This window comes from Tropicimonas omnivorans, from assembly GCF_031846565.1.
In the GTDB taxonomy this organism is placed as follows: domain Bacteria; phylum Pseudomonadota; class Alphaproteobacteria; order Rhodobacterales; family Rhodobacteraceae; genus Tropicimonas_B; species Tropicimonas_B omnivorans.
In genome coordinates, this window is the sequence record NZ_JAVRHL010000001.1 from 189,470 (window position 1) to 212,654 (window position 23,185).

The 23,185-nt window shown below is 67.0% G+C and carries 25 protein-coding genes and 1 tRNA gene; 10 read left to right on the forward strand and 16 right to left on the reverse strand.

The features are described 5' to 3' along the window. Positions 1 to 17 precede the first annotated feature (17 nt). The 4 genes from RM543_RS00950 to hemP form a co-directional block, all read right to left on the reverse strand. Positions 18 to 269, reverse strand: a complete 252-nt coding sequence (locus RM543_RS00950) for a DUF1289 domain-containing protein (RefSeq protein ID WP_311688760.1) — start codon at positions 267 to 269, stop codon at positions 18 to 20. Positions 270 to 350: 81 nt separating this feature from the next. Continuing rightward, the gene (locus RM543_RS00955) at positions 351 to 1,622 is read right to left on the reverse strand and encodes an imelysin family protein (protein WP_311688762.1); all 1,272 of its coding nucleotides are present in this window, start codon (positions 1,620 to 1,622) and stop codon (positions 351 to 353) included. Between the two features lie 67 nt (positions 1,623 to 1,689). After that, entirely contained in the window at positions 1,690 to 2,142 is a 453-nt protein-coding gene (locus tag RM543_RS00960) for a hypothetical protein (RefSeq protein WP_311688764.1), read from the reverse strand. Next, the gene (gene hemP / locus RM543_RS00965; RefSeq protein ID WP_311688765.1) at positions 2,139 to 2,309 is read right to left on the reverse strand and encodes a hemin uptake protein HemP; all 171 of its coding nucleotides are present in this window, start codon (positions 2,307 to 2,309) and stop codon (positions 2,139 to 2,141) included. Before hemP ends, RM543_RS00960 begins: the two co-directional genes overlap by 4 nt. Positions 2,310 to 2,495: 186 nt before the next feature. On the opposite strand from hemP, the gene RM543_RS00970 reads away from it, so the two are divergent. Further along, positions 2,496 to 2,572, forward strand: a tRNA-Arg gene (locus tag RM543_RS00970). Positions 2,573 to 2,790: 218 nt separating this feature from the next. Here RM543_RS00970 and RM543_RS00975 read toward each other — a convergent pair. Together RM543_RS00975 and RM543_RS00980 are read right to left on the reverse strand one after the other, a co-directional pair. Beyond that, entirely contained in the window at positions 2,791 to 3,495 is a 705-nt protein-coding gene (locus RM543_RS00975; protein WP_311688766.1) for a winged helix-turn-helix domain-containing protein, read from the reverse strand. After that, the gene (locus RM543_RS00980) at positions 3,467 to 3,751 is read right to left on the reverse strand and encodes a hypothetical protein (RefSeq protein ID WP_311688768.1); all 285 of its coding nucleotides are present in this window, start codon (positions 3,749 to 3,751) and stop codon (positions 3,467 to 3,469) included. The genes RM543_RS00975 and RM543_RS00980 overlap by 29 nt, the downstream gene beginning before the upstream one ends. Before the next feature lie 208 nt (positions 3,752 to 3,959). Here RM543_RS00980 and RM543_RS00985 point away from each other — a divergent pair, with 208 nt between their 5' ends. The 3 genes from RM543_RS00985 (at position 3,960) to RM543_RS00995 (ending at position 6,460) form a co-directional block, all read left to right on the forward strand. Next, positions 3,960 to 4,382 (forward strand): hypothetical protein, encoded by a 423-nt coding sequence (locus tag RM543_RS00985; RefSeq protein ID WP_311688770.1) that lies wholly within the window; start codon positions 3,960 to 3,962, stop codon positions 4,380 to 4,382. 224 nt (positions 4,383 to 4,606) lie between these two features. Continuing rightward, the gene (gene rnhB, locus RM543_RS00990; protein WP_311688772.1) at positions 4,607 to 5,251 is read left to right on the forward strand and encodes a ribonuclease HII; all 645 of its coding nucleotides are present in this window, start codon (positions 4,607 to 4,609) and stop codon (positions 5,249 to 5,251) included. Between the two features lie 93 nt (positions 5,252 to 5,344). After that, on the forward strand, positions 5,345 to 6,460 hold the full coding sequence (locus RM543_RS00995; protein ID WP_311688774.1) for a site-specific DNA-methyltransferase: 1,116 nt from the start codon (positions 5,345 to 5,347) through the stop codon (positions 6,458 to 6,460). 96 nt (positions 6,461 to 6,556) lie between these two features. On the opposite strand, the gene RM543_RS01000 is transcribed toward RM543_RS00995, so the two are convergent. The 3 genes from RM543_RS01000 to RM543_RS01010 all read right to left on the reverse strand — a co-directional run bounded on the left by RM543_RS01000 (position 6,557) and on the right by RM543_RS01010 (position 8,814). After that, on the reverse strand, positions 6,557 to 7,486 hold the full coding sequence (locus tag RM543_RS01000) for a DMT family transporter (RefSeq protein WP_311688776.1): 930 nt from the start codon (positions 7,484 to 7,486) through the stop codon (positions 6,557 to 6,559). Between the two features lie 66 nt (positions 7,487 to 7,552). Next, positions 7,553 to 8,407 (reverse strand): SDR family oxidoreductase, encoded by an 855-nt coding sequence (locus RM543_RS01005; protein ID WP_311688778.1) that lies wholly within the window; start codon positions 8,405 to 8,407, stop codon positions 7,553 to 7,555. Further along, complete coding sequence (locus tag RM543_RS01010; RefSeq protein WP_311688780.1) at positions 8,404 to 8,814, reverse strand: DUF1810 domain-containing protein; 411 nt, start codon at positions 8,812 to 8,814, stop codon at positions 8,404 to 8,406. Before RM543_RS01010 ends, RM543_RS01005 begins: the two co-directional genes overlap by 4 nt. 104 nt (positions 8,815 to 8,918) lie before the next feature. On the opposite strand from RM543_RS01010, the gene ade reads away from it, so the two are divergent. The 5 genes from ade (at position 8,919) to RM543_RS01035 (ending at position 14,038) form a co-directional block, all read left to right on the forward strand. Continuing rightward, positions 8,919 to 10,724 carry an adenine deaminase gene (gene ade / locus RM543_RS01015; protein WP_311688782.1) on the forward strand — a complete coding sequence of 602 codons (1,806 nt, stop codon included), beginning with the start codon at positions 8,919 to 8,921 and terminating at the stop codon, positions 10,722 to 10,724. 2 nt (positions 10,725 to 10,726) lie between these two features. Further along, a complete protein-coding gene (locus RM543_RS01020) occupies positions 10,727 to 12,217 on the forward strand; it encodes an AMP nucleosidase (RefSeq protein ID WP_311688784.1) in 1,491 nt (496 codons plus the stop codon). A 150-nt stretch (positions 12,218 to 12,367) separates the two neighbouring features. Then, positions 12,368 to 12,655, forward strand: coding sequence for an HU family DNA-binding protein (locus RM543_RS01025; RefSeq protein WP_116085198.1), 288 nt, complete (start codon positions 12,368 to 12,370; stop codon positions 12,653 to 12,655). Positions 12,656 to 12,764: 109 nt separating this feature from the next. Beyond that, a complete protein-coding gene (locus tag RM543_RS01030; protein WP_311689835.1) occupies positions 12,765 to 13,655 on the forward strand; it encodes a DMT family transporter in 891 nt (296 codons plus the stop codon). A gap of 29 nt (positions 13,656 to 13,684) precedes the next feature. Next, positions 13,685 to 14,038, forward strand: a complete 354-nt coding sequence (locus tag RM543_RS01035) for a PRC-barrel domain-containing protein (protein WP_311688787.1) — start codon at positions 13,685 to 13,687, stop codon at positions 14,036 to 14,038. A 20-nt stretch (positions 14,039 to 14,058) separates the two neighbouring features. Here RM543_RS01035 and aroC read toward each other — a convergent pair whose 3' ends face one another. The 5 genes from aroC to petA form a co-directional block, all read right to left on the reverse strand. After that, positions 14,059 to 15,168 (reverse strand): chorismate synthase, encoded by a 1,110-nt coding sequence (gene aroC / locus RM543_RS01040; protein ID WP_311688789.1) that lies wholly within the window; start codon positions 15,166 to 15,168, stop codon positions 14,059 to 14,061. A 32-nt stretch (positions 15,169 to 15,200) separates the two neighbouring features. Then, complete coding sequence (locus tag RM543_RS01045; protein ID WP_311688790.1) at positions 15,201 to 16,148, reverse strand: Gfo/Idh/MocA family protein; 948 nt, start codon at positions 16,146 to 16,148, stop codon at positions 15,201 to 15,203. Positions 16,149 to 16,269: 121 nt separating this feature from the next. Then, positions 16,270 to 17,613 (reverse strand): cytochrome c1, encoded by a 1,344-nt coding sequence (locus RM543_RS01050; protein ID WP_311688791.1) that lies wholly within the window; start codon positions 17,611 to 17,613, stop codon positions 16,270 to 16,272. Positions 17,614 to 17,633: 20 nt separating this feature from the next. Beyond that, positions 17,634 to 18,995, reverse strand: coding sequence for a cytochrome b (locus tag RM543_RS01055; protein WP_311688792.1), 1,362 nt, complete (start codon positions 18,993 to 18,995; stop codon positions 17,634 to 17,636). A gap of 13 nt (positions 18,996 to 19,008) precedes the next feature. Continuing rightward, positions 19,009 to 19,590: a ubiquinol-cytochrome c reductase iron-sulfur subunit gene (gene petA / locus RM543_RS01060; RefSeq protein WP_311688794.1), complete on the reverse strand. Its 582-nt coding sequence runs from the start codon at positions 19,588 to 19,590 to the stop codon at positions 19,009 to 19,011. Between the two features lie 282 nt (positions 19,591 to 19,872). On the opposite strand from petA, the gene RM543_RS01065 reads away from it, so the two are divergent. After that, the gene (locus RM543_RS01065) at positions 19,873 to 20,535 is read left to right on the forward strand and encodes an outer membrane protein (RefSeq protein WP_311688796.1); all 663 of its coding nucleotides are present in this window, start codon (positions 19,873 to 19,875) and stop codon (positions 20,533 to 20,535) included. Positions 20,536 to 20,654: 119 nt separating this feature from the next. On the opposite strand, the gene RM543_RS01070 is transcribed toward RM543_RS01065, so the two are convergent. After that, entirely contained in the window at positions 20,655 to 21,713 is a 1,059-nt protein-coding gene (locus RM543_RS01070; RefSeq protein WP_311688798.1) for an endonuclease/exonuclease/phosphatase family protein, read from the reverse strand. Positions 21,714 to 21,786: 73 nt separating this feature from the next. Beyond that, the gene (locus RM543_RS01075; protein WP_311688800.1) at positions 21,787 to 23,172 is read right to left on the reverse strand and encodes an aspartate aminotransferase family protein; all 1,386 of its coding nucleotides are present in this window, start codon (positions 23,170 to 23,172) and stop codon (positions 21,787 to 21,789) included. Positions 23,173 to 23,185 lie beyond the last annotated feature (13 nt).

A 23,185-nucleotide genomic window follows, 5' to 3' on the forward strand; every position in this document is an offset into this window, starting at 1 on the left:
GCCCCGCCGGCTCGGGATCACTCGAGCGCGGCGGGCGGCACGGCGCCTTTCTTGCGACACTTGCGCAGATAGGCCGGCGCCCAGTGCGTGAAGCGTCCCATCGCGGCTTGCTGATGTATCAGAAAATCGACGAAAGCCCGCTGGAAGGCGGGCTTTTTCAATGTCTTGTACATCTTCTTCTGGGTCTTGGTCATCGAGCAGCCAATGCAGTGACCTTCCCGGCGGAACTTGCAGACCCCGATGCAAGGCGACGGCATCTTCTTCGGCATGTCGCGCGTCTCCCTCGATAGCAAAGGGCGGCCCCCGATCGGGAGCCGCCTTGGTCCGCTTCAGATAGGGCGCGGGCGCGCCTACTGGAAGACCGCGTTCGGGTTGTCGAGGCTGTCGGAGCCTTCCACCGTGACGTCGTCCGCGCCAAGCGTCGTGACAGCACGCTCGATGACGCGGGTCTGCGCGACGAGGCCGTCGACCGCCGCCGTGATCAGCGCCTCGCCCCCTTCGTTGCCCCGCTCGAGCATCTGGTCGTAGGAGAAGCCGGCTTCGGCCGCGGCCTTGATCTGGGCGACCTCGGCAAGGCTCGTGTCGATCGCCGCGGCGAGATCGTCCGCCAGCGCCTCGTCCTCTTCCGCAAGGAGCGAGCGCAAGGAGCTGCCGGACACCACGCTGCCGTCCGTGCGGACATACTCGCCCTCGTAGACGTTCCGAATGCCCATCACGTCGTAGAAGTGACTGTTGTGCGTGTTGTCCGAGAAGCAGTCATGCTCCTCCTCGGGGTCGTTCAGCATAAGACCGAGCTTCATCCGCTCACCGGCCTGCTCGCCGTAGGAGAGGGAGCCCATTCCGGTCAGGATCGCGGTGATGCCCGCGGCCTCCTCCCCGGTCACCGTGGTGCGCGCCTCACCGCCATCTTCCCACTGGGCCGTCATCCACTCCAGATCGGAGATCAGAAGATCGGTGGCGGCGGTCAGGTACTCGGCGCGGCGATCGCAATTGCCGTTCGTGCAGTCTTCGCCGGTGGCATAATCGCTCCAGGGACGCTCGCCCGCGCCATGCTCGGTGCCATTCAGGTCCTGCCCCCAGAGCAGGAACTCGATGGCGTGATATCCGGTCGCGACGTTCGATTCGACGGCGTCGGCCTCGTGCAGGGTGCCTTCGAGCAATTCCGGCGTGATCTCGGACGCGTCGATCTCCTCGCCCGAAAGCGTGAAGGTGGGGGACGCGACGACGTTGAGCGCGGCATAGGCGTTCTCGTCTGTCGCGCCGCCGTAGGAGGAATCGACGTAATCGATCAGGCCCTCGTCGAGCGGCCAGGCGTTCACCTTGCCCTCCCAGTCATCGACGATCGCATTGCCGAAGCGGAAGACCTCGGTCTGCTGGTAGGGCACGCGCGCCGCGATCCAGGCGCTGCGGGCCTCGGCGAGCGTCTCGGCGGAGGGGCCGGCGACGAGCGCATCCACGGCTTCTTTCAGAGTGCGGGCGCTGGCGAGGCTGTCCGCGTAGGAGGCCTCGGCAATGTCCGCGTAGGTCTCGAGGACGGCGGCGCGATCGGCGAAGGCCGGCGCGGCCCCCATCACGCCGAGTGCGGCGGCGGCCACGGTCAGTTTCAGGTGTGCCTGGGTCATGTGAATCTCCCGATTTTGCTGAGCCCCGCTGCCGGGGGCTGTTGCTCTAATTTGAATGAAGGGTGTGTCAGTGGTGCAGGGACGAGCCTGCATGGGTCTGCATCCGCGCGGCAATCTGCGTGCGACGCAGCACGGCGAGGCCAACCGATTCGGAGAGATGAGCCGCGGCTCCGGCAAGATCCGACCGGACGATGAGGGTCGCGATCAGCATCGCGTCCTCCCGCTCGCCCGTGGCCGCCGCCATCACCATGTTCGCGAAGGCCGACTCGTCGGCGCCGACGCAGAGGCACTCGGCGCGGTGGCAGGCGAAAGGCCGGCGACCGCGCTCGATCAGGAGCGCGCACAGATCGGCGAAATCCGGCGCGGCGCCGTCCTCTGCCAGGTCGCACCAGACCAGCGCCTGCCCGTCCGGGCCGTCGAGCCACCGGCGCAGATACCTGATGACAGTCGCCTCGGCCTCCGGCATCGCATCGAGCCGGGCGACCGGGGCGCCACCGCGGTGCCGCCAGGCCATGCTCATTTCGTGAGGATCAACTTGCCGGCGCGGGTGATGCGCAGGGTATAGACCTGACCGTCGAGAACGATGCGGGCGCAGGAATCGGGCCCGGTCAGATCGCGGGCATCGTGGATGGGGGTAACACTCGAAGCCGCTTCGAGCAGGTCGCCCCGAGGGGTCTGGGCATTCATGAGAGTCAATCTCCGGCAAATGGCTCACGACGCAAGTTTGCTGGCTTCCCGGCTTCGGGTGGCTCGACACGACGGAAAGCTGACTGATTTTGTAGGGTAAGTCAAACCCCATAATCCCCCCTTCTTTTTGAGGGAACCAATCAGGGTGACATGCCCGCCCGCGCCGTCTAAGACTGCATCCCGTGCGGCCCCGTGGCTCAACTGGATAGAGCAGCCCCCTCCTAAGGGGCAGGTTGCAGGTTCGAATCCTGCCGGGGTCGCCAGCTCCTCGCCTCGAATCGATGCGTCCTTCGGGATCGGTGCCCGGCCGGTTTTAGGGTCGAGGGTCAGGCCCAGCCGAACCTTCCCCGGCATCCGCCCCGGTCGCCCGTACCACTCGGGCGAAAGGTCCTCAGGCGCGCCGCAGGCCTCGTGAAGACTAGGACGGAGCGCGGGTGGCGATGAGGTTTTGCAGAGGCTCACATGCGACGCGACGGGCGCCTCACTGCATCCGGATGACGTTTTTGTCGATCGCGAGGACGTAGCCCTTTCGGGCGATGTTGCGGACCAGAAGCTCGCTGACGATCTGGTTGCCGAGGGCGTCGCGCAGGCGCTTGATCCGGGTCGCGCCGGCGGCTTCGTCGCAATCGGCGGAATTCTTGCTCTGGATCACCGCCTCGATCTGCGCCCCCGAGAGAATGTCGTCATCCATGCGGGCCTCCGCGAGGACGGCAAGCGTCTCGATGGCTGCGCCGGTCAGCTTGAATTCCATCTCGTTGAGCGCGACGATCTGCTCCTCCCGGTTGATGACGAGGGAGCCGATCTGGATGCCGGTGCGCTCGATCTCCTCCATCCTCCGATTAAGCTGGGCGATGGTCGCCAGGAGCACGATGGCGACGATGAGGACGGCGGTCGCAAAGAGCAGCAGGACGAAGATGATCACCCTGTAGCTGCTCAGGACGTCCGAAAAGGTGGTGCCGCTCGCGGCGAGTATCTCCAGCAGACGAATCTCCGCGGCGCCGACGAGGTCGTCATTCTCGAGGAAGATCCGTTCCACGCGGTCGTTGAAGACCGACGCGTCGGGCAGGGAGATGAACAGCACAAGGGCGCCGGTGAGAAGGATGCCGACGATCGCGGCGACGCCCACCGTCACCACCCGTCCGCCCGATTTCCGCATGTCAGTAACGGAGAAAGTACTGCCCGGCACTGTCACGCCTCTCCTTCAGTCCATCTTCGCCGAAGGTACCGAGGACCGTCAGAAGTTCCCAGCCGTCCTTTTCGATTCGGCTGGAAATCACCCCCGGGGCACTTCCGCCCGAGCAGGCGCTCTCGGGCAGCTCTATGACGCCGTAGTGCAACCGGAGCGGATCGGTGCGCTTGGCCTTGTAATCGGCATAGCACGCGGCCTCGGCGAGGGCCGGCACGGCGAGAATGACAAGGGCAAGGACGATCTGACGCTTCATGGCCCGACACTGGCCCCGCGCGCCCCGTCATTCAATATCTCAGAGGCCCGGGCCCTCCGGATATTCGATAACATCGTGCTGAAATTGCCTGTCAGAGGGGGGATGCCCCAAGTCTGAACCACGCCGCCACGGCATCGCCCCGCACAAGAGGGCAGGGCCGTGAGGTGGCAGGTTACAGGCAACCGGATCTCGGATGAGGAGCGAACGGATGATCAAGGTAATGGGCGGAGCGATCCTGTCCGCGGTTCTGGCCTTCGGAGCCCTCGCACCGGCACCGGCCGCGGCGGACCAGAACGGACGGTCCATGCATCCCCTCCAGGAGGTCCTTCGCAAGAAGAACGGCACGTATGAGGAGGATCGGAAGCAACGCACCGAACGGCGCTGGAAGGACCATCGCGGCAATGAGGGCCGGCACCGCTACGACGGGCGGACGCACCGCATCCCCGCAAGCTGCATTCAACAGGTCGGCGGCCGCACGCTGGTGGGTCAGCGCTGCCTGACCCGCAACAGCGATCTGCGGACGGCATCCTTGCCGCGGAAATGTCAGACGAGCATCCCGGTCCGGGGCCGCGTGATGCCGGCCTGGTCGGTCAGCTGCCTCTCGAGGGAAGGCTACAGGTTTCAGGGTTGAGGCAGGCAAGCACCGCGATCTGTCCAGCGGTGCACCTGTCCAGCAGTGGCGTGAGAGCACGTACCCCGCTCTTGCGTCGGCGGGGGAGCTTCGGCTCCCCCGCCATCGATTCGGGGAGGCCGTGTCCCGCGTCCCTCCACGGTTGGCCCACACTGCCAGGCCATGACAGCCACGCGTCGCGGTGGGGGCTTGCCCGTCAGCCGCGTTTGCGCGACCGAGGGGACATGAGTGACGCGCCCTCCCTCCCCGATCTTTCCTTCGAACGCGACGCCATCGCCCTCGGGGCCCGCCTCGTCGCGGGCGTGGACGAGGTGGGCCGCGGGCCGCTGGCCGGCCCCGTGACCGCAGCGGCCGTGGTCCTGGACCCGGACCGCCTGCCCGAGGGATTGAACGACAGCAAGAAGCTGACGGCGGCGCGCCGCGAGGCCCTTGCCGGCGCGATCCATGACTGCGCTTCGGTGGCCATCGTTCATGTCGAGGTGGACGAGATCGACCGCATCAACATCCTGCGCGCCGCTCAACTCGCGATGCGGCTGGCCCTCTGCCAGCTCGCCCCGGCCCCCTGTCACGCGCTGATCGACGGGAACCTCCTGCCGGCCGACCTGCCCTGCCCCGCGCGGGCCGTGGTCAAGGGCGACGCGCTCTCCGCCTCCATCGCGGCGGCCTCGATCGTGGCCAAGGTGGCGCGCGACCGGCTGATGGTGGACTTGGCGCAACAGCATCCGGGCTATGGCTGGGAAACGAATGCGGGATACGGCACGAAGTGTCACCTCGATGCACTCCGAAATCTCGGCCCGACACCATTCCATAGACGTTCCTTTCGGCCAGTGCGCGATATCTTGTGCCAAGCCGAAAGCTTAAGGGTCTGATTAGAAAAAACTTTTGACCCCGATTCCCCTTTGCGGAATGCTGCCTCTCATCAATCAGGCGCCGATAAAAGAGCGCCGACACGAGGCAGAGACATGACAAACACGACCATCACGGCAGCCCGCTCGGGCGTGCCACGCGATACTATTCTCTCCGGCGACTGCATCGAGGCCATGCGCGGCCTTCCGGATGCCTCGGTCGATCTGGTCTTCGCCGACCCGCCCTACAATCTGCAGCTCAAGGGCACGCTTCATCGCCCCGACAATTCCCTCGTGGATGCGGTAGACGACGACTGGGACAGCTTCTCCTCGTTCCGCGCCTATGACGAGTTCACCTCCGCCTGGCTCGCCGAGGCGCGGCGCGTCCTGAAGCCGAACGGCGCCCTCTGGGTGATCGGCAGCTATCACAACATCTTCCGCGTCGGCGCGAAGCTCCAGGATGCCGGCTTCTGGATCCTGAACGACGTCGTCTGGCGCAAGTCGAACCCGATGCCCAACTTCCGCGGCAAGCGGCTGACCAATGCCCACGAGACGATGATCTGGGCCAGCCGCGGCGAAGGCTCCAAGTACACCTTCAACTACGAGGCGCTGAAGGCGCTGAACGAGGGCACGCAGATGCGGTCGGACTGGGTCCTGCCGATCTGCACCGGCCATGAGCGCCTGAAGGATGCCGAGGGGCAGAAGGCTCACCCGACCCAGAAGCCCGAGAGCCTGCTCTACCGCGTCATGGTCGGAACGACGAACGCGGGCGACGTGGTCCTCGATCCGTTCTTCGGCACCGGCACCACGGGCGCCGTCGCCAAGGCCCTCGGCCGCTCCTGGATCGGGATCGAGCGCGAGGAAAGCTACCGCAAGATCGCCGAGGAACGGATTTCCCGCGTTCGGCGGCTCGAAGCGGGCGCCCTCGCCGTAACCCAGTCGAAACGCGCCGCGCCGCGCATTCCCTTCGGCCAGCTCGTCGAACGGGGTCTCCTGCGCCCCGGCGAGACCCTGACCTCGATGTCCGGCCAGCGCGCCGCGAAGGTCCGGGCCGACGGCACGCTCGTCGCGGATGACATGACGGGCTCGATCCACCAGGTCGGCGCCGCGCTCGAGGGCGCACCGTCCTGCAACGGCTGGACCTACTGGCACTTCCGCAAGGATGGTGCGCGCGTTCCGATCGACGTGCTGCGCCAGCAGATCATCTCGGAGCTCGGGCCGCGCCCCAACTGACGCCGCCCCGAGCCCTGACCCCCGACACTCAAAGCGTTCCGCCGGCGCCTGTAACCTGACCTCTCTCGAGAGAGGGGGCCGGCCCACCTCGCCCCGTCATCCTTCTGCCGGATGACGGGGCATTTTTTTGGCTGCGCGCCGCTCCCGGCGTCGGCGCAGCGCGGCCGGCAGGGTCGAGAGCATGGCCGCGGCGACGATGGCGCCCGCCCCCGCGAGGGACCACGGCCCCGGAAATGCGCCGAGGAGGACGACGTCGAAGGCAAGGGCCCAGACGAGCCCCGAATATTCGAAGATCGCGAGGGTGGAGACCTGCGCCCGCGACTGCGCCTCGGTCGAGAAGATGTGCGCCGCACCGCCGAGCAGGCCCGTCAGCACCAGGAGCGCCATGGTCCCCGCGTCCGGCACCACCCAGCCGAGCGGAAGGGTCATGAGGCCGATGACTGACCCGGCGACGGTGAACCAGAAGGCGATGGCGGGGCCGGATTCCGTCGCCGTCATGCCGCGGATATGCACGCGTACGAAAGCCGACGTCCCCGCAAAGGCGACGCCTGCGATGATCCCGTAGGTCGCATCGTTCCCCGGCAGGGACATGGCGGGCCAGAGCATCAGGCCCACACCGGCGAAACCGAGGCCGATGGCCGCGAAATGCCGCGCGCCGACGGCCTCGCCGAGAAGCAGCCCCGCCAGCGGCAGCGCCATGACGGGCGCGAGATACCCGAGCGCCTGCGCATTCGCGAGGCTGAGCTGGGACAGGGCATAGAAATTCAGGCCCATCGCGGTGACGCCGATGGCCGCACGCTGCAGGTGAACGAGCGGCTTTCTCGTCCCGAGGGCGCGCGGGAACTGCCCCCGGATCATCGTGTAGATCGCGATCGGGACCATTCCGACGAAGCACCGGAAGAAGATGATCTCCCCGAGAGGCACGCCGTCCGAGAGCAGTTGGACGATGGCACTCATCGTGGTGATCAGGAGGGTCGCGGTCAAAAACAGCGCGATCCCACGGGAGCTGGACGCGGCGGGTCTCATGAACGCCAGCGCTACGCCCTTGCGCCGGGGGCCACAAGTGGACGCGGGAGGGCGAGACGCTCGCCGCTACCCGCCCCGCGAGAGCAAATCCGCAAGCCCCGCCCTGTAATCCGGGTAGAGCAGCGTCACGCCGAGTTCCCGCTTCATCCGGTCGTTCCTCACGCGCTTGCTCTCTGCGTAAAAGGAACGGGCCATGGGGCTCATGTCCGCATCCTCGAACCGAACTTCGGGCGGCGTCGGCAGGCCGAGCAGCTCGGCGGCGTGGGCAATGACGTCCTGCGGCGGGGCGGGATCGTCGTCGCAGACGTTGAAGACGGTACTCGTCGTCCCGGCCGTCATCGACGCGTCCAGCACCTGCGCGATGTCCTCGACATGGATGCGGGAGAAGACCTGACCCTCCTTGACGATCCGCCGCGCCGTTCCGGCCCGCACCTTCTCGAACGGGCCGCGGGACGGCCCGTAGATCCCGGCGAGGCGAAAGATACGGAGCGGCCAGCCGCCCCGCTCCGCCGCCGCCCGCCATTCGGCCTCCGCCATCTTCCGAAAGGCGCCGCGCTTCGTCGATGGCGCGAGCGGGGTGTCCTCGTCCACCCAGTCTCCGCCATGATCGCCGTAGACCCCGGTCGTGGAGAGATAGCCGACCCAGTCCGGCGTCGCCGCCTCCAGCGCCCCGCCGATCTCGGCGAGAAAGGGATCGCCGGTCTCGCCCGGCGCGGCGGAGGCGAGGATATGCGTCGCCTCGGCGATGTCAGCCGACAGGTCCGACGGCCACAGACGCGCCTCGACGCCCTCCGCTTCCAGCGCCTCCGCCTTGCCCTCGGAGCGGGTCGTTCCGATCACGCGCCAGCCCTTGGGCAGAAGCCGCGCCGACAGGGACCGGGCCGAGTAGCCGTGGCCGAGGGAGAGAAGTGTGCCGCTCACAGTCGGTCCAGCGTGGCCGGATCTTCGGCCCCCTCGTAGAAAGCATCGAGGATCCGCCGGAACACGGGCTCCCCCGGCGCCGCGGCGTGGAACAGCGTCGCGCAGGAGCGGACCTTCATGTCATCCGGGCTACCCAGGATCTCCCGCGCCGGCGTCCCCGCATGGCTGAGCAGAAGCTCCGCGATGGCGCGGAGCCGCGGACCGAGGACCGGATGCCCGATATAGCTCTCCGCCTCGGAAACGTCGCGGATGCCATAGAGCTGCGCCGTCTCCGATTTGCCGAGGCCCTGGATCTGCGGGAAGACATACCAGATCCAGTGCGTCTCCTTCCTGCCGCGGGCGATCTCGCCGAGCGCCGTGTTGTAGTCCCGCGCCTGTGCCGCAAGGAACCTGTCCAGATCGCGCATCGATCCCTCCTGTCCTACTCGTGTGAGCGCATCTAGAAGGACGCGCCGCCGCGACCACCCGTAGCTGTCTTGCGGCTGTCATGCGAAGTCGACATGCTGCCGCAATGACGCAAAATCCCCTCAAGAGCTGGGCCGACGCTGCCCCCACCCTCATCGCCGTCGCCGCGGGGCGGCAGCCGGCCGACATGGTCATCCGCGGCGGAACGTGGGTGAACGTGCATACGCGCGAGATCCTGCCGGGGCACGACATCGCCATTGCCGAAGGCCGCATCGCCTATGTCGGCGAGGACGCCTCCCACTGCACCGGCGAGGGGACCGAGGTTATCGAGGCGAACGGCCGCTACATGATCCCCGGCCTCTGCGACGCGCACATGCATGTCGAAAGCGGGATGCTCACCCCGGCGGAGTTCGCCGCTGCCGTGATCCCCCACGGCACCACGTCCATGTTCCACGACCCGCACGAGATCGCCAACGTGCTCGGGCTGGAGGGCGTGCGGCTGATGCATGACGAGAGTTTGCTCCAGCCGGTGAACATGTTTACCCAGATGCCCTCCTGCGCCCCGTCGGCGCCCGGCCTCGAGACGACGGGCCACGAGATCGGACCCGAGGACGTGGCGGAGGCGATGACCTGGCCCGGCATCGTCGGCCTCGGCGAAATGATGAACTTCCCCGGCGTATCGAACGCCGACCCGAAGATGCTGGCGGAGATCGCGGCGACGCAGGCTTCCGGAAAGACGGTAGGCGGGCATTATGCCGCGCCCGCTCTCGGCCCCGCCTTCCATGCCTATGTCGCCGGCGGTCCGGCGGACGATCACGAGGGGACGCGCAAGGAAGACGCGATCATGCGCGCCCGGCAGGGAATGCGCGCGATGCTCCGCTTAGGCTCCGCCTGGTACGACGTGAAGGCCCAGATCACCGCGATCACCGAGGATGGCCTCGATCCCCGCGGCTTCATCCTCTGCACCGACGATTGCCATTCGGGCACGCTGGTGAACGACGGCCACATGAACCGCGTCGTGCGCCACGCCATCGCGTGCAGCTGCGATCCCGTCGTGGCGCTCCAGATGGCGACGCTGAACACGGCCTGCCACTTCGGGCTGGAGCGGGAAATCGGGTCGATCGCGCCGGGGCGCAGGGCGGACGTGATCCTGACGTCGGACCTCGAGACGCTGCCCATCGAGACGGTGATCGCGCGCGGCCGCGTCGTGGCCGAGGACGGCGCCATCCTGTGCGAGTGCCCGCATCTCGACTGGCCGGACCATTCGCGCAGCACGGTCCGGCTTGCGCGGGGCCTGACGGCGGACGATTTCCGGCTGCCGGCCCCCGCCGGCGCGAACCGCGTCAGGGCCAACGTCATCGGCGTCGTGGAGAACCAGGCGCCGACCCGCGCGCTCACCGCCGACCTGCCCGTCCGGGACGGCGCGGTGGAGGCGGAGGGGGACGTCTGCCACATCGCGCTCGTGGAGCGGCACAAGGCGACCGGCGATGTCTCGAACGCCTTCGTCTCCGGCTTCGGCTACACCGGATCGATCGCGCTGGCCTCCACCGTGGCCCATGACAGCCACCACATGATCGTCGTCGGCACCGACCGCGCGGAGATGGCACGCGCGGCGAACCGCCTCGGCGAGGTCGGCGGCGGAGTGACGCTCTGGCAGGACGGCGAGGAGAAGGCACTGGTCGAACTGCCGGTTGCGGGCCTCATGTCCGACAGCCCGGCGATCGACGTCGCGGCCAAGGCGCACAGGCTCGGACAGGCGATGGAAGCGGCGGGCTGCACGCTCAACAACGCCTTCATGCAGCATTCCCTTCTCGCCCTCGTGGTGATCCCGGAGCTGCGGATCAGTGACAAGGGCCTGATCGACGTCCGCAGCTTCGAACGGATAGACGTCCTGACGGGAGAGACTTCATGACCATGCCCGGCGCATTTCCGTCGAACACCCTGCCGGTGCACTCGCCGGACCAGGGCGAGCCCCGTTCCTATACCGATCCCGCCGAGGCGGTGGAGCGGCTCTGCGAACTCTACGGCGAGGCCACGCATTTCCTTGCGAAGAGCTTCGCGGGCGCCATCACCGGCCCGACGCCGACCGCCCGGTTCCGGGCCTTCTACCCAGAGATCAGGCTGCGCACGACGACCTATGCCAAGGCGGACAGCCGCCTGGCCTTCGGGCATGTGGCCTCTCCCGGAACCTATTCGACCACGGTGACACGGCCCGACCTGTTCCGCGAATACCTCACCCAGCAGATCGGTTTCCTGATCCACAACCACGGCCAGCCCGTGATGATCGGACCCTCGACCACCCCGATCCCGATCCACTTCGCCGATGACGGGCAGGGCGCGCTTGCCGTGCCGCAGCAGGGCGCGCTCGATTTCCTCCTGCGGGACGTGTTCGACGTGCCGGACCTGACGACGACCCACGACGACATCGTCAACGGCTTCAACGTCACCCACGAGGACGGCTCCGGCCCGCTCGCGCTCTTCACCGCGCAGCGGATCGACTATTCGCTGGCCCGGCTCTCGCACTATACCGCGACCACGCCGGACCATTTCCAGAACCATGTCCTCTTCACGAACTACCAGTTCTACATCGAGGAATTCGAGGTCTACGCCCGGCAGATGCTGCGCGATCCGAAGAGCGGGTACACCGCCTTCGTCGGCCCCGGCAATGTCGAGATCACAGATCCCGATGCGCCGCTGCCGGCGCCTGCGAAGATGCCGCAGATGCCGACCTACCATCTCAAGCGGGACGACCACGACGGGATCACGCTCGTGAATATCGGCGTCGGCCCCTCCAATGCGAAGACGGCGACGGACCATATCGCCGTTCTGCGTCCCCATGCGTGGCTGATGGTCGGGCATTGCGCGGGGCTGAGGAACAGCCAGTCGCTCGGCGATTTCGTCCTCGCCCATGGCTACCTCCGGGAGGACCACGTCCTCGATGACGACCTGCCCGTCTGGATGCCGATCCCCGCGCTTGCGGAAATCCAGCAGGCGCTGGAGCAGGCCGTGGCGGAGGTCACCGAACTGGAGGGGTTCGAGCTCAAGCGCATCATGCGCACCGGCACCGTGGCCACGATCGACAACCGCAACTGGGAGCTGCGCGATCAGTCCGGCCCTGTGCGGCGCCTGTCCCAGTCCCGCGCCGTGGCGCTCGACATGGAAAGCGCGACCATCGCGGCAAACGGGTTCCGCTTCCGGGTGCCCTACGGAACGCTCCTCTGCGTCTCCGACAAGCCCCTCCACGGGGAGCTGAAGCTGCCTGGCATGGCGTCCGACTTCTACAAGACGCAGGTCGCGCGGCACCTGCTCATCGGCATTCGCGCGATGGAGGTACTCCGCGGAATGCCGCTGGACCGCTTGCATTCCCGGAAACTGCGCAGTTTCGAGGAAACCGCGTTTCTTTGAGGCGCCTTAGGCCGGAATTCGCCCGCCCGGTTGCAATCGGCCTTGTTTTCTTGGGAAGTGCGACAATAGACATAACCAGCGACGCGGCAGCCGTTCTTTTGCCGCGCAAGCTACAAAACAATCTACGGGCGACAACGAGGAGACCCCCAAATGGCCAAACCGATGACCAAGGCGCAGCTCGTCAGCGCGATTGCGGAACGGATGGACACCGACAAGAAGACCGCCACCAGCGCGCTCGACACCATCACCGCGATCATCACCGACGAAGTGTCCGGCGGTGGCGCGGTGACCCTTCCCAACGTCGGGAAGATCTATTGCCGCGAGCGCCCCGAGCGCATGGTCCGCAACCCGGCCACGGGCGAGCAGATCAAGAAGGACGCGGACAAGGTCGTGAAGATGACCATCGCCAAGGCGCTGAAGGAAAGCGTCAACGGCTGATCAGGCCGCAACCTGTAGCCCGCTTTCATGGCCTGCCGCGGGAACGTGGCGGGCCATTTTTCTTTCCCCGAGGAGTCTTCCGTTGAAATTCGATCTCCGCGCCGTCCTGATGGGACTGGCCTTCGCCTTCATCTGGTCCTCCTCCTTCAGCTCGTCCCGGATCGTCGTCACCAACGTTCCGCCGCTGACAGCGCTCGTCATCCGGTTCATGCTGTCGGGACTGATCGCCATTGTCATCGCGAAGGCCATGGGACAGTCGCTCCGGCTGACGCCGAGCCAATGGCGCGCGACGATCATCTTCGGGATCTGTCAGAACGCTCTCTATCTCGGGCTCAACTGGATCGCGATGCAACGGATCGAAGCGTCCCTCGCGGCGATCATCGCCTCCTCCATGCCGCTCGTCGTCGCCTTCTTCTCATGGATCGCGCTCGGCAAGCGCCTGCCGCCGCTCGGTATCGCCGGAATAGCGGCCGGGATGGCCGGCGTAATCCTGATCATGGGCACGCGGATGACCGGAGCGGGAGCGGACACGTTGTCCGTCGCGCTCTGCGTGATCGGCGTCGTGGCCCTCGCAATCGCGACCATGTCGGTCTCCGGCGCCTCCTCGGGCGGGAACGTCATCGCCGTCGTCGGGCTGCAGATGCTGGTGGGCGGGGCCGCGCTGGTGCCCTTCGCGTTCCTCCTGCATGGCCCGGCCAACTGGACCCCGGTCGTGATCGCCTCGCTGACCTACGCGATCTTCATATCGGGCGTCGTGGCGACCATCGTCTGGGTGTTCCTCGTTCGCCGCATCGGGGCGACGCGGGCGGCGGTCTTCCACTTCCTCAACCCATTCCTCGGCGTCGCCATCGCCGCGGTGCTCCTCGGGGAGCGCTTCGGCTGGCTCGACGTGCTCGGCGTCGCGATCATCATGGCCGGCATCCTCGCCGTCCAGGTCTCGAGCAGAAGCCCGCGCGCCCCGGCGGCCGAACCGGAACCGGTGTCACGCTCTGCCGGTTGATCTTCTGTCAACCTGAACGGAGGTCAGCCATGCTGTCCGGACCCGATACCGATCTCATTTCCTCGCAGGACGTCAACGGCACGCGCGTCTACGGCGCCGGTGGCGATCATGTGGGGGATATCGACCATCTCCTGATCGACAAGAAAAGCGGCCGCATCGCCTACGCGGTGATGAGCTTCGGCGGTTTCCTCGGGATCGGGGAGGACTTCCACCCGATCCCCTGGAGCGCACTGACCTACGATACCGAGCGTGGCGGGTTCGCCAGCGGGATCACGGCCGAGCAGCTCCAGAGCGCCCCCGACCGCCACGAGGGCTGGCATCAGGACAGGGCATGGGAGGAAGCCTACTTCGCGCATTACGGTGCGCCGATGTACTGGATCTGACCCCCGTCATCTGACCACCGTCAGGCGGGGCCGATCCGGCCCCGCAGCCCCTCGCCCACCTGCCCGCGATTCAGGAGCAAGTGGTCGAGCATCACGCAGGCCGCCATCGCCTCCGCCACCGGCACGGCCCGGATGCCGACACAAGGGTCATGCCGTCCCTTCGTGACGATCTCCGCATCAGCGCCATCCTTCGTGATCGTGCGGCGTGGGGTTAGGATCGACGAGGTCGGCTTCACCGCGAAGCGCAGGACGATGTCCTGACCGGTGGAAATGCCGCCAAGGACGCCGCCCGAGTGGTTCGAATGGAAGACCGGGCCGTCCGGTCCCATCGTGATCTCGTCGGCATTCTCGTCGCCCTTGAGCGCCGCCGCCGCCATGCCCTCGCCGATCTCGACACCCTTCACCGCGTTGATTGACATCATCGCCGCCGCGAGGTCCGTATCGATCTTGCCGTAGATCGGCGCGCCGAGGCCGGCCGGGGCGCCGGAGACCGCAAGCTCGATCATCGCTCCGACCGAGTTGCCCTCCTTTCGGAGCGCGTCGAGATATCCGGCCCAATCCTCGGCCGCCGCGGCATCGGGCACCCAGAACGGGTTCCGGCCCACCTCGTCGAGGTCGAACCGGCTCCGGTCTATCCCCCTCTCGCCCATCTGCACCATGTAGGCGGTAACTTTCATCTGGGGCGCCAACGCGGACAGCGCCGCCCGGGCAACGCCGCCCGCCGCGACCCGCGCCGCGGTTTCCCGGGCGCTCGACCGACCGCCGCCGCGATAATCCCGGATGCCGTATTTCTGCCAGTAGGTGATATCCGCGTGACCGGGGCGGAACTTCTCGGCAATCTCGCCGTAATCCTTCGAGCGCTGGTCGGTATTGCGGATCATCAGCTGGATCGGCGTGCCGGTGGTCTGCCCCTCGAAGACGCCGGACAGGATCTCCACCTCGTCCGCCTCCCGGCGCTGGGTCGTGTACTTGTTCTGGCCCGGCTTGCGCCGATCGAGCCAGACCTGGATCGCTTCAGCGTCCACCTCGATGCCGGGAGGGCAGCCGTCGACCGTGGCGCCTAGTGCGGGGCCGTGGCTTTCGCCCCACGTGGTGACGCGGAAGAGATGACCGAATGTGTTCAGGCTCATGGGAGGGGCTCCTGTTGCCGCGGCTTCGAGCCTTACTTGTCCGGTGCTCTTCCCTCAAGCCGGGCTATGACATTCGAGGCACGGACCGCGTCCGCGGGGGAGACGCAGTCCTCCCAGTTGCCCGTCCCGATGGCGCGCAGGAAGGGGCGGATCCCCCGCCCGGCATCGGGGACGAGCTGGCCGAGTTCGGTCGCGGGCCCGTCACCTTCGCGCAAGAGAAGCGTGCCGTCGTCGCACCACGCCCCGCCGCGCGTACCGAGGATCTCGATCTCGAGCCGTGTGCGCAGGTCCGCCCAGCCCGTCTCGATCTGTGCGATGCCGGAACGGAGGGGGAGAGTGGCAATGCCCGTGTCGGCTATGCCCTGTCCCAGGATGGAGATCTGACGAAGATGGCCCGGACCGAAAGGCCCGAGGCCGAGCCAGGACAGCAGATCGGCCGCGTGCAGAGCGAGATCGCCGAACGCGCTCGTTCCGGCACGCTCGGGATCGGCAAGCCAATGCGACCCGGGCAGCCATCCCGCACGAAGGCCGTCATGGGTGAACCGAATACGCGCTAAGGACACCTCCCCGAGCGCGCCGGCCCGAAGCCGATGCGCGAGCTCGGCCAGGGCAGGATAGGTTCGCAGGAAGAAACCGGTATGGAACCGGGTGCCGTCGCCCACGATGCGGCGGGCGACGGGGTCAGGGTCGAACGCCAGCGGCTTTTCGACGAAGAGCGGGCAGCCGAGGCCGAGGACGGCGTCCACGTCCCGCGCATGGTGACGCGTTTCGGAGCATATGAGGATCCCGGCCAGATCTGACGGGAAGTCCTCCGGTGGACGGGTCAACGCTCCGCTCGCGCGGGCCACTTCGCCCCGGAGACCGGCGTCATCGTCCCAGACATGGGCGACGCGCGCGGTCCCGTCCTCCGCGATCACACGGAGGTAATCCGCGACATGGGGATGGGCCGCACCGAGAAGGGCGAGTGGAGCGGGGGTCATGTCGTCCTGCCTGAAACGCTCGCCCACCATGGCACATCGCGGAGGTCTCCGCGCGCCGGGCGCCTACGAAAAAGGGCGCCCCCTTCGGGACGCCCCTCGAAACTCGGCGGGTGGAGAGGACTTACGCGTCCCCGTCACCCTTGTAGCGATGCTTGATCGGCGCCCAGACACGCTTGTTCGTCAGGTAGAGCAGAACCGCGAAAAGGCCGAGGAAGATCACCGCGACAAAGCCGACCCGTTTGCGCTCCATCAGCTTCGGCTCGGCCGTCCACATCATGAAGGCCGTGACATCGAGCGCCATCTGCTCGACAGTCGCGGGCGTTCCGTCCTCGTACTCGACCAGCCCTTCGGAGAGCGGCGGGGGCATCGCGATGCGGCCGCCTGGGAAGGTCTCGTTGCCGTAAAGGATCGTGCCGGCCTGCTCGTACTCCTCACCGGTATAATGCGTGAGAAGGGTGGCGACGTATTCCGGCCCGCCGATCCCGTTGACGAACTGCGAGATACCGGTGCCGGCGGGGCCGTGGAAGCCGGTCCGGGATTTCGCCATCAGCGACAGGTCCGGCGCGTTTTCGAGAGCCGACGGCGGGAAGTGATCCGGCGGGGTCGCCGTGCGGAAGTTGTCGAGGTCCGGATCGAACACCTCGTAGAAGGCGGCGTAGGCGCGAACCTGATCTTCCGGAAGGCCGGGACCGCTCTCGGCGCTCAGCGTGCGGAAGGGGACATAGCGCAGACCGTGACAGGCGGAGCAGACTTCCGTGTAGACCTGAAGGCCCCGCTGAAGCTGCATCTGGTCGTAGGCGCCGAACGGCCCCTCGAAGGAGAAGTCGTAGTTCACGACGTGACTGTCGTGCCCGCCTTCGGAATGCGCCTCGTCGTCCTCGTGGCCTTCGGCTGCATGCTCTTCGCCGGCCTCGATGCCCTCGGCGCTGCCCTGTTCGGCAGCTTCGAGCGCGGGAGAGGTCTCTTCGCCATCTTCGGCGGCGTCGTCGCTCTCTTCGGCAACAGCCTCGTCCGCGCCTGGCTCTGCCGCGTCGACCCCTTCAGCGCCCTCGGGCTCTTCAGCAGCCTCTCCGGTCACTTCGGCGTCCGTGGCCTCGGGCTCTTCAGTAACCTCGTCGGTCACCTCGGCGTCCGCGGCCTCGGGCTCTTCAGTAACCTCGTCGGTCACCTCGATGTCCAGGGCCTCGTCGGCATCCGCCTCGGGGGCCTCGTCCGCTGCGTCGAGGGTCACCGCGTTTTCCGCGGGCTCCTCTTCGGCAGCGTCCTCGCCGTCCGCAAGGTCCGGCGCCGCGTCCACATCGTCCGCTTCGGCCGGCGCCGCTTCGGCGTCCGCCTGCGGCGTCACGGTTGACGGCGCCACCTGAAGGACGGGCCGGGAGGGTTGGTCGGCGTCACTCTCCTGAGCGGCAACCGGCAAGGCGACACCTGCGGCGAGGACCGCCGCGATGGTCAGGGGTCGAAACATCGCGAAATCGTCCTTTCCGATCATTCCGCCGGGCTCTTCGCGCCGGGCACGAGCCCGCTCGTGGAGCTCTCGTGGGTTTCGCCGGGATAGTGCGCGGCGAAGTCGTCCTCGATGGTGGCGGGCTGGCGCAGCGGCTTCTCGAAGACGCCGAGCAGCGGCAGGACCACGAGGAAGTAACCGAACCAGTAGGCCGACGCGACGAGCGAGATCGAGGCGTAGGGCTCCTCGGCCGGCATCGCGCCGCACCACATCAGAACGAAGAAATCGACAACGAGGCCAGCGAACCACCACTTGAACATCGGCCGATAGCGTCCGGAGCGCACCGAAGAGGTGTCGAGCCACGGCGCCAGGGCCATGACCGCGATCGCGCCGAACATGGCGATCACGCCGAAGAACTTCGCATCGACGAGGCCGAAGGTGATCCAGTTCGCCGCGATGACGATCCACACGTCGCCGGTGAAGGCCCGCAGGATCGCGTAGAACGGCAGGAAGTACCATTCGGGCACGATGTGCGACGGCGTCGAGAGGGCGTTCGCCTCGATGTAGTTGTCGGGGTGTCCGAGGTAGTTCGGCATGAAGCCGACCACGGCGAAGAAGATCACCAGGATCACGGCCAGCGCGAACAGGTCCTTGAGCACGAAGTAGGGCCAGAACGGGAGCGTGTCCTTATCGGCCTCCTCCTTGGACGTGCGCCGCACCTCGACCCCGGTGGGGTTGTTGTTGCCGGTGGAATGGAACGCCCAGATATGGACGATCACGAGACCGGCGATGAGGAACGGCATCAGGTAGTGCAGGCTGAAGAAGCGGTTCAGCGTGGCGTTGTCGACGGCGGGCCCGCCGAGGAGCCACGTCTGGATGCTCTCGCCGATGAAGGGGATCGCGCCGAACAGGCCGGTGATGACGGTCGCGCCCCAGAAGGACATCTGGCCCCAGGGCAGGACGTAACCCATGAACGCCGTGCCCATCATCAGAAGATAGATGAGCATGCCGATGATCCACGTGACCTCGCGCGGCGCCTTGTAGGAGCCGTAGTAGAGGCCGCGGAAGATGTGGGCATAGACCGCGATGAAGAACAGGGACGCGCCGTTGGCATGCATGTACCGCAGCATGAAGCCGCCGTTCACGTTGCGCATGATGTGCTCGACGGAGGCGAAGGCCATGTCGACATGCGGCGTGTAGTGCATCACCAGAACGATGCCGGTGATGATCTGCATCGCGAGGCAGAAGACGAGGATGATGCCCCAGATCCACATCCAGTTCAGGTTGCGTGGGGTGGGGATCATGAGCGTGTCGTAGAGCAGACCGATCACCGGGAGGCGGCCGTTCAGCCAGCGCTCGCCCCGGGTCCTGGGCTCGTAATGGTCGTGCGGAATACCTGACATGGCGTCTCCCCCCTCAGCCCAGAACGATTGTTGTTTCGCCGTCGAACCCAGCGACCGGGATCGGAAGGTTCTCGGGTGCGGGACCGCGGCGGATGCGGCCGGCGGTGTCGTAGTGCGAGCCGTGGCAGGGGCAGAACCATCCACCGAAATCGCCGGCACCGTCACCGAGCGGGACGCAGCCGAGGTGGGTGCAGACACCCATCATGACGAGCCATTCCTCGCTGCCCTCGTCGCCCGGAGGCGGCAGGGCGCGGTTGGGATCGGTCGCCGGCGCGGCCAAGTCGATATTGGCATTGCGGGCCACCGGGTCCTGCAGGTCGGACAGATCGACGGCCCGCGCGGCCTCGATCTCCTCCTCGGTGCGGCGCCGGATGAACACCGGCTTGCCGAGGTACTGAACCGTCAGCTGGGTGCCCGGCTCCACGGAGGAGACGTCGACCCGGATCGAGCTCAGTGCCTGAACGTCGGCAGAGGGGTTCATCTGGTTCACGAGCGGCCAGACGGCCGCACCAACGGCGACCGTCCCTGCGCCCGCAGTTGCGTAATACAGGAAATCCCGTCGAGTGGCGGTGTGCGAATCGTCGGCGTGGGACAAGGAAAAGCTCCTCTCCTTGGCTGGCCCCGCCCGTAGGGGCCTCTTCGTCTCAATGGCCCCTGAGAGGGCCCATCCGTCATCGCTCCGGGGAAACACTCCACGGGCGGGTCGGGGCGGGTTTATGCCGACGGGGCGCCTCCGTCCAGTCGCCAATTGCGATTGTGGCGGCGCCAAAGGGTCGCAACCCGGCGCGTCACCCCCGTTCAGTTGCGCCCTTACAACGCCGCCGGCTTGTGCTAATCGCAAATGAAACGTCGGCTTCTTCCCTACAGGACATGACACATGCGCAATCTCCCCATCGCCGCCTCGGCTGCTGTCCTTGCCACGGGCCTTACCGCCCTGCCCGCCGCCGCCGAGATCGAGCTCAGCTTCTACGGCGGCGTTCAGGACGCTCCTCACAGCCGCGTCGAGGGCGATGACGGCACCGATGACTTCAACTTCCTCGCGGACTGGGAAGGCCGTTCGGGCGAGGCGCCGCCGCATTACGGCATCCGCGCGACGTGGTGGCGCTCGGCGAATCTCGGCTTCGGCATCGAGCTCGACCACTCCAAGGTCTATGCCTCCGACGACACGCTCGAGGATGAAGGCTTCGACCAGCTCGAGATGACGGACGGCATCAACTTCCTGACGGCCAACGTCTTCTATCGCTGGCCGCGTCAGTTCGCCTCCGGCGCCATCACGCCCTATGTCGGCGCGGGCGCCGGCCTCTCGGTTCCCCATGTCGAGGTCGAGCGCAACGGCTCCGACACGTTCGAGTACCAGGTGACCGGCCCCGCCGTCGCCCTGATGGCCGGCGCGTCCTACGCGCTCACCGACGCCTGGTCGGTCTTCGGGGAGTACAAGGTGACCTACTCCTCCAACACCGCCGATCTCGACAATGGCGGCGAGCTGAAGACGGACATCGTGACGAACGCGCTCAACATCGGTCTGAGCTACAGCTTCTGAGGACGCCCCCGGCAGGTCCTCCCGGGCGTCTGGCTGACGAGGGGACAAAATGAAAGCGCCGGCCCCGCCTCGACGGGGCCGGCGCTTTTCGTTTCGAGGGGGGGGCGAGGAGGAGCGCGTCAGTGCGCCTCGGCCCTGCCCTCCAGCGCGGCGTCCAGCGTGGTGCGCGCTTCGGACATGTCGTCCGGCCGCAGCTCGGGTGCCTCCCGCCCGGACGGGCGATGACAGAGCGTGACCTCGACGGGGTAGTGGTCCGAGCCGAAACCGGGGAGCACCTCCATCTCCATGACGGACAGGCCGCTTCCGTGCAGGACCTGATCGAGCGGCCATGACATCCACCACGATTTCGCGTCGTAGGTCGGAAGGAATCCCGAATCGTCCCGCGGATCGATCAGGGCGCCGATCCGCTGGGTCCGCTCCACCGTGCGCTCCCAAGGCGTCGCGTTCATGTCCCCGGCAAGGATCACGCCCGGCCCAGCCTCCCGCGCCCGAAGCGCGGCCCACATCAGCTCGGCATCCCGCCCGGTCGAGGATTGCCCCGGATGCGGCGGCCTGGGGTGCAGGCCGATGAAGCGCGCGGTGTCCTCTGAAGGGAGCGTGACGGTCGCGAGGATGGCAGGGGTGTCCTGCTCCACCGGGTAGATCGTCTCCGTCTGGGACAGCGGCAGCCGGGAGAACAGGTGCATCCCGAAATAGCTTCCGGTGATCTCCGAGACGGTATGGGGCATCTCGCCCGCAAGCGCGGACAGCTCCTCGTCCCACCATTCGTTGGTTTCGAGGGCGAGAAGAAGATCGGGCGAGCGGTCCCGGACGAGGCGTACGAGACCGCCCGCATCGCGGTTCCGCAATTGCACGTTCGCGACCATGACCGAGATCTGGCTGTCCGGTGCGCAGGCGGCCAGCTCCCCGCGCGTGCCGAGGAGATAGGGACCGATCTTCACCGCGTTGTACGCCAGAGCCGCAAGCGCTGCGGCCGCGAGCATTGCGCGCACCCGGACGGGAACGGCGCGGGCCATGCCGATGAGAACCAGCAGGACGAGAAGGCCGATGGCATATTGCAGCCGCGGGAAATCCGTCATCCGGATCCACCAGCGGTTCGTTTCGATGAGCGCGGCGAAGGACGCGGCCGCGAGGCCGAGCGTCGCGAGGATGAGCGCCCATTTGATCAGGTTACGCATGGGCGCTCCTTTCGGGATGGCTTCGCGAAGGGCCGGAGCGACGGGTCCATCCCCGCTCCGGCCCTTGATCGGTTCAGCCCTTCAGGCCCTCGGCCTGCACCCACTCCCATGTCCGGTCGATGATGCGGGTGAGGCGGGCGAGGATCGCGTCCACGTCCTCCTCGGTCACGATGAGCGGCGGGCAGAGCGCGAGGGTGTCGCCGGCATTGCGGATGATCAGCCCTTCCTCGTGGCCGATCTCGAAGGCGCGTGTGCCGACCTTGCCGATGGGATCGAACGGCGTCTTCTTCGCCTTGTCCGCCACCAGCTCGACCCCGGCGATGAGGCCCTCGCCGCGAACTTCGCCGACGAGCGGATGATCCTTCAGGATCGCGAGGCCCTCCTGCAGGCGCTCGCCCATCCGGGCCGCGTTGCCGACCAGATCCCGCTCCTCGATGATCGCGAGGTTCTCCAGCCCCACCGCCGTGGCGACCGGGTGGCCGGTGGCCGTGTAGCCGTGGCCGAAGGTGCCGATGGTGTGGGTGTTGTCGGCGATGGCGTCGTAGACCTTCTCCGAGAACAGGATCGCCGCAAGCGGCAGGTAGGAGGAGGTGAGCTGCTTGCTGGTGACGAGGATGTCCGGCGTGAAGCCGTATTTCTGGCAGCCGAACGTCGTTCCGAGCCGGCCGAAACCGTTGATGACCTCGTCGGCGACGAGCAGGATGTCGTATTTCTTGCACAGCGCGGCGATGCCGTCCCAGTAGCCCTCGGGCGGGGGCATGACGCCGCCGGCCCCCATCAGGGGTTCGCCGATGAAGGCGGCGATGGTGTCCGGATCCTCGCGCAGGATCGTCTCCTCCGCCTCCGCGATCAGGCGCTTCGCGAAGTCCTGCTCGCTCTCGCCCTCATGGCCGAAGCGGTAATGGTGCGGACAGGTCAGGTGCACGACCGGGATCGCCGGCAGGTCGAAATCGCGGTGATTGTTCGGCAGGCCGGTGAGGCTCCCCGAGGCGATGGTGATGCCGTGATACCCCTTCGTCCGCGCCAGGAACTTCTTCTTCTTCGGCCGGCCGAGGGCGTTGTTCATGAACCAGACCATCTTGATGACGGTGTCGTTCGCCTCGGAGCCCGAATTGGTGAAGAAGACGCGCGTCAGCCCCTCGGGCGCCATCTCCACGAGCTTCTCGCCGAGCCGGATCGAGGGCTCATGCGCCTTGTGGGTGAAGGAGTGGTAATAGGGCAGCTTTTCCATCTGCGCCGTCGCGGCCTTCACCAGACGCTCCTCGGAGAAGCCCAGTGCGACGGACCACAGGCCGGACATCGCCTCGATGTAGTCGCGTCCCTCGCTGTCGAAGACGCGTACCCCCTCGCCCCGCTCGATGATGAGCGGACCGCGCTGCTCGTGGGCGCGCGCATCGGTGTAGGGGTGAAGCGCGGTGGCGAGATCCGCCTGCGCCAGCGAGTTCGACCGGGTCGTCATGTCGTGGCCTCCA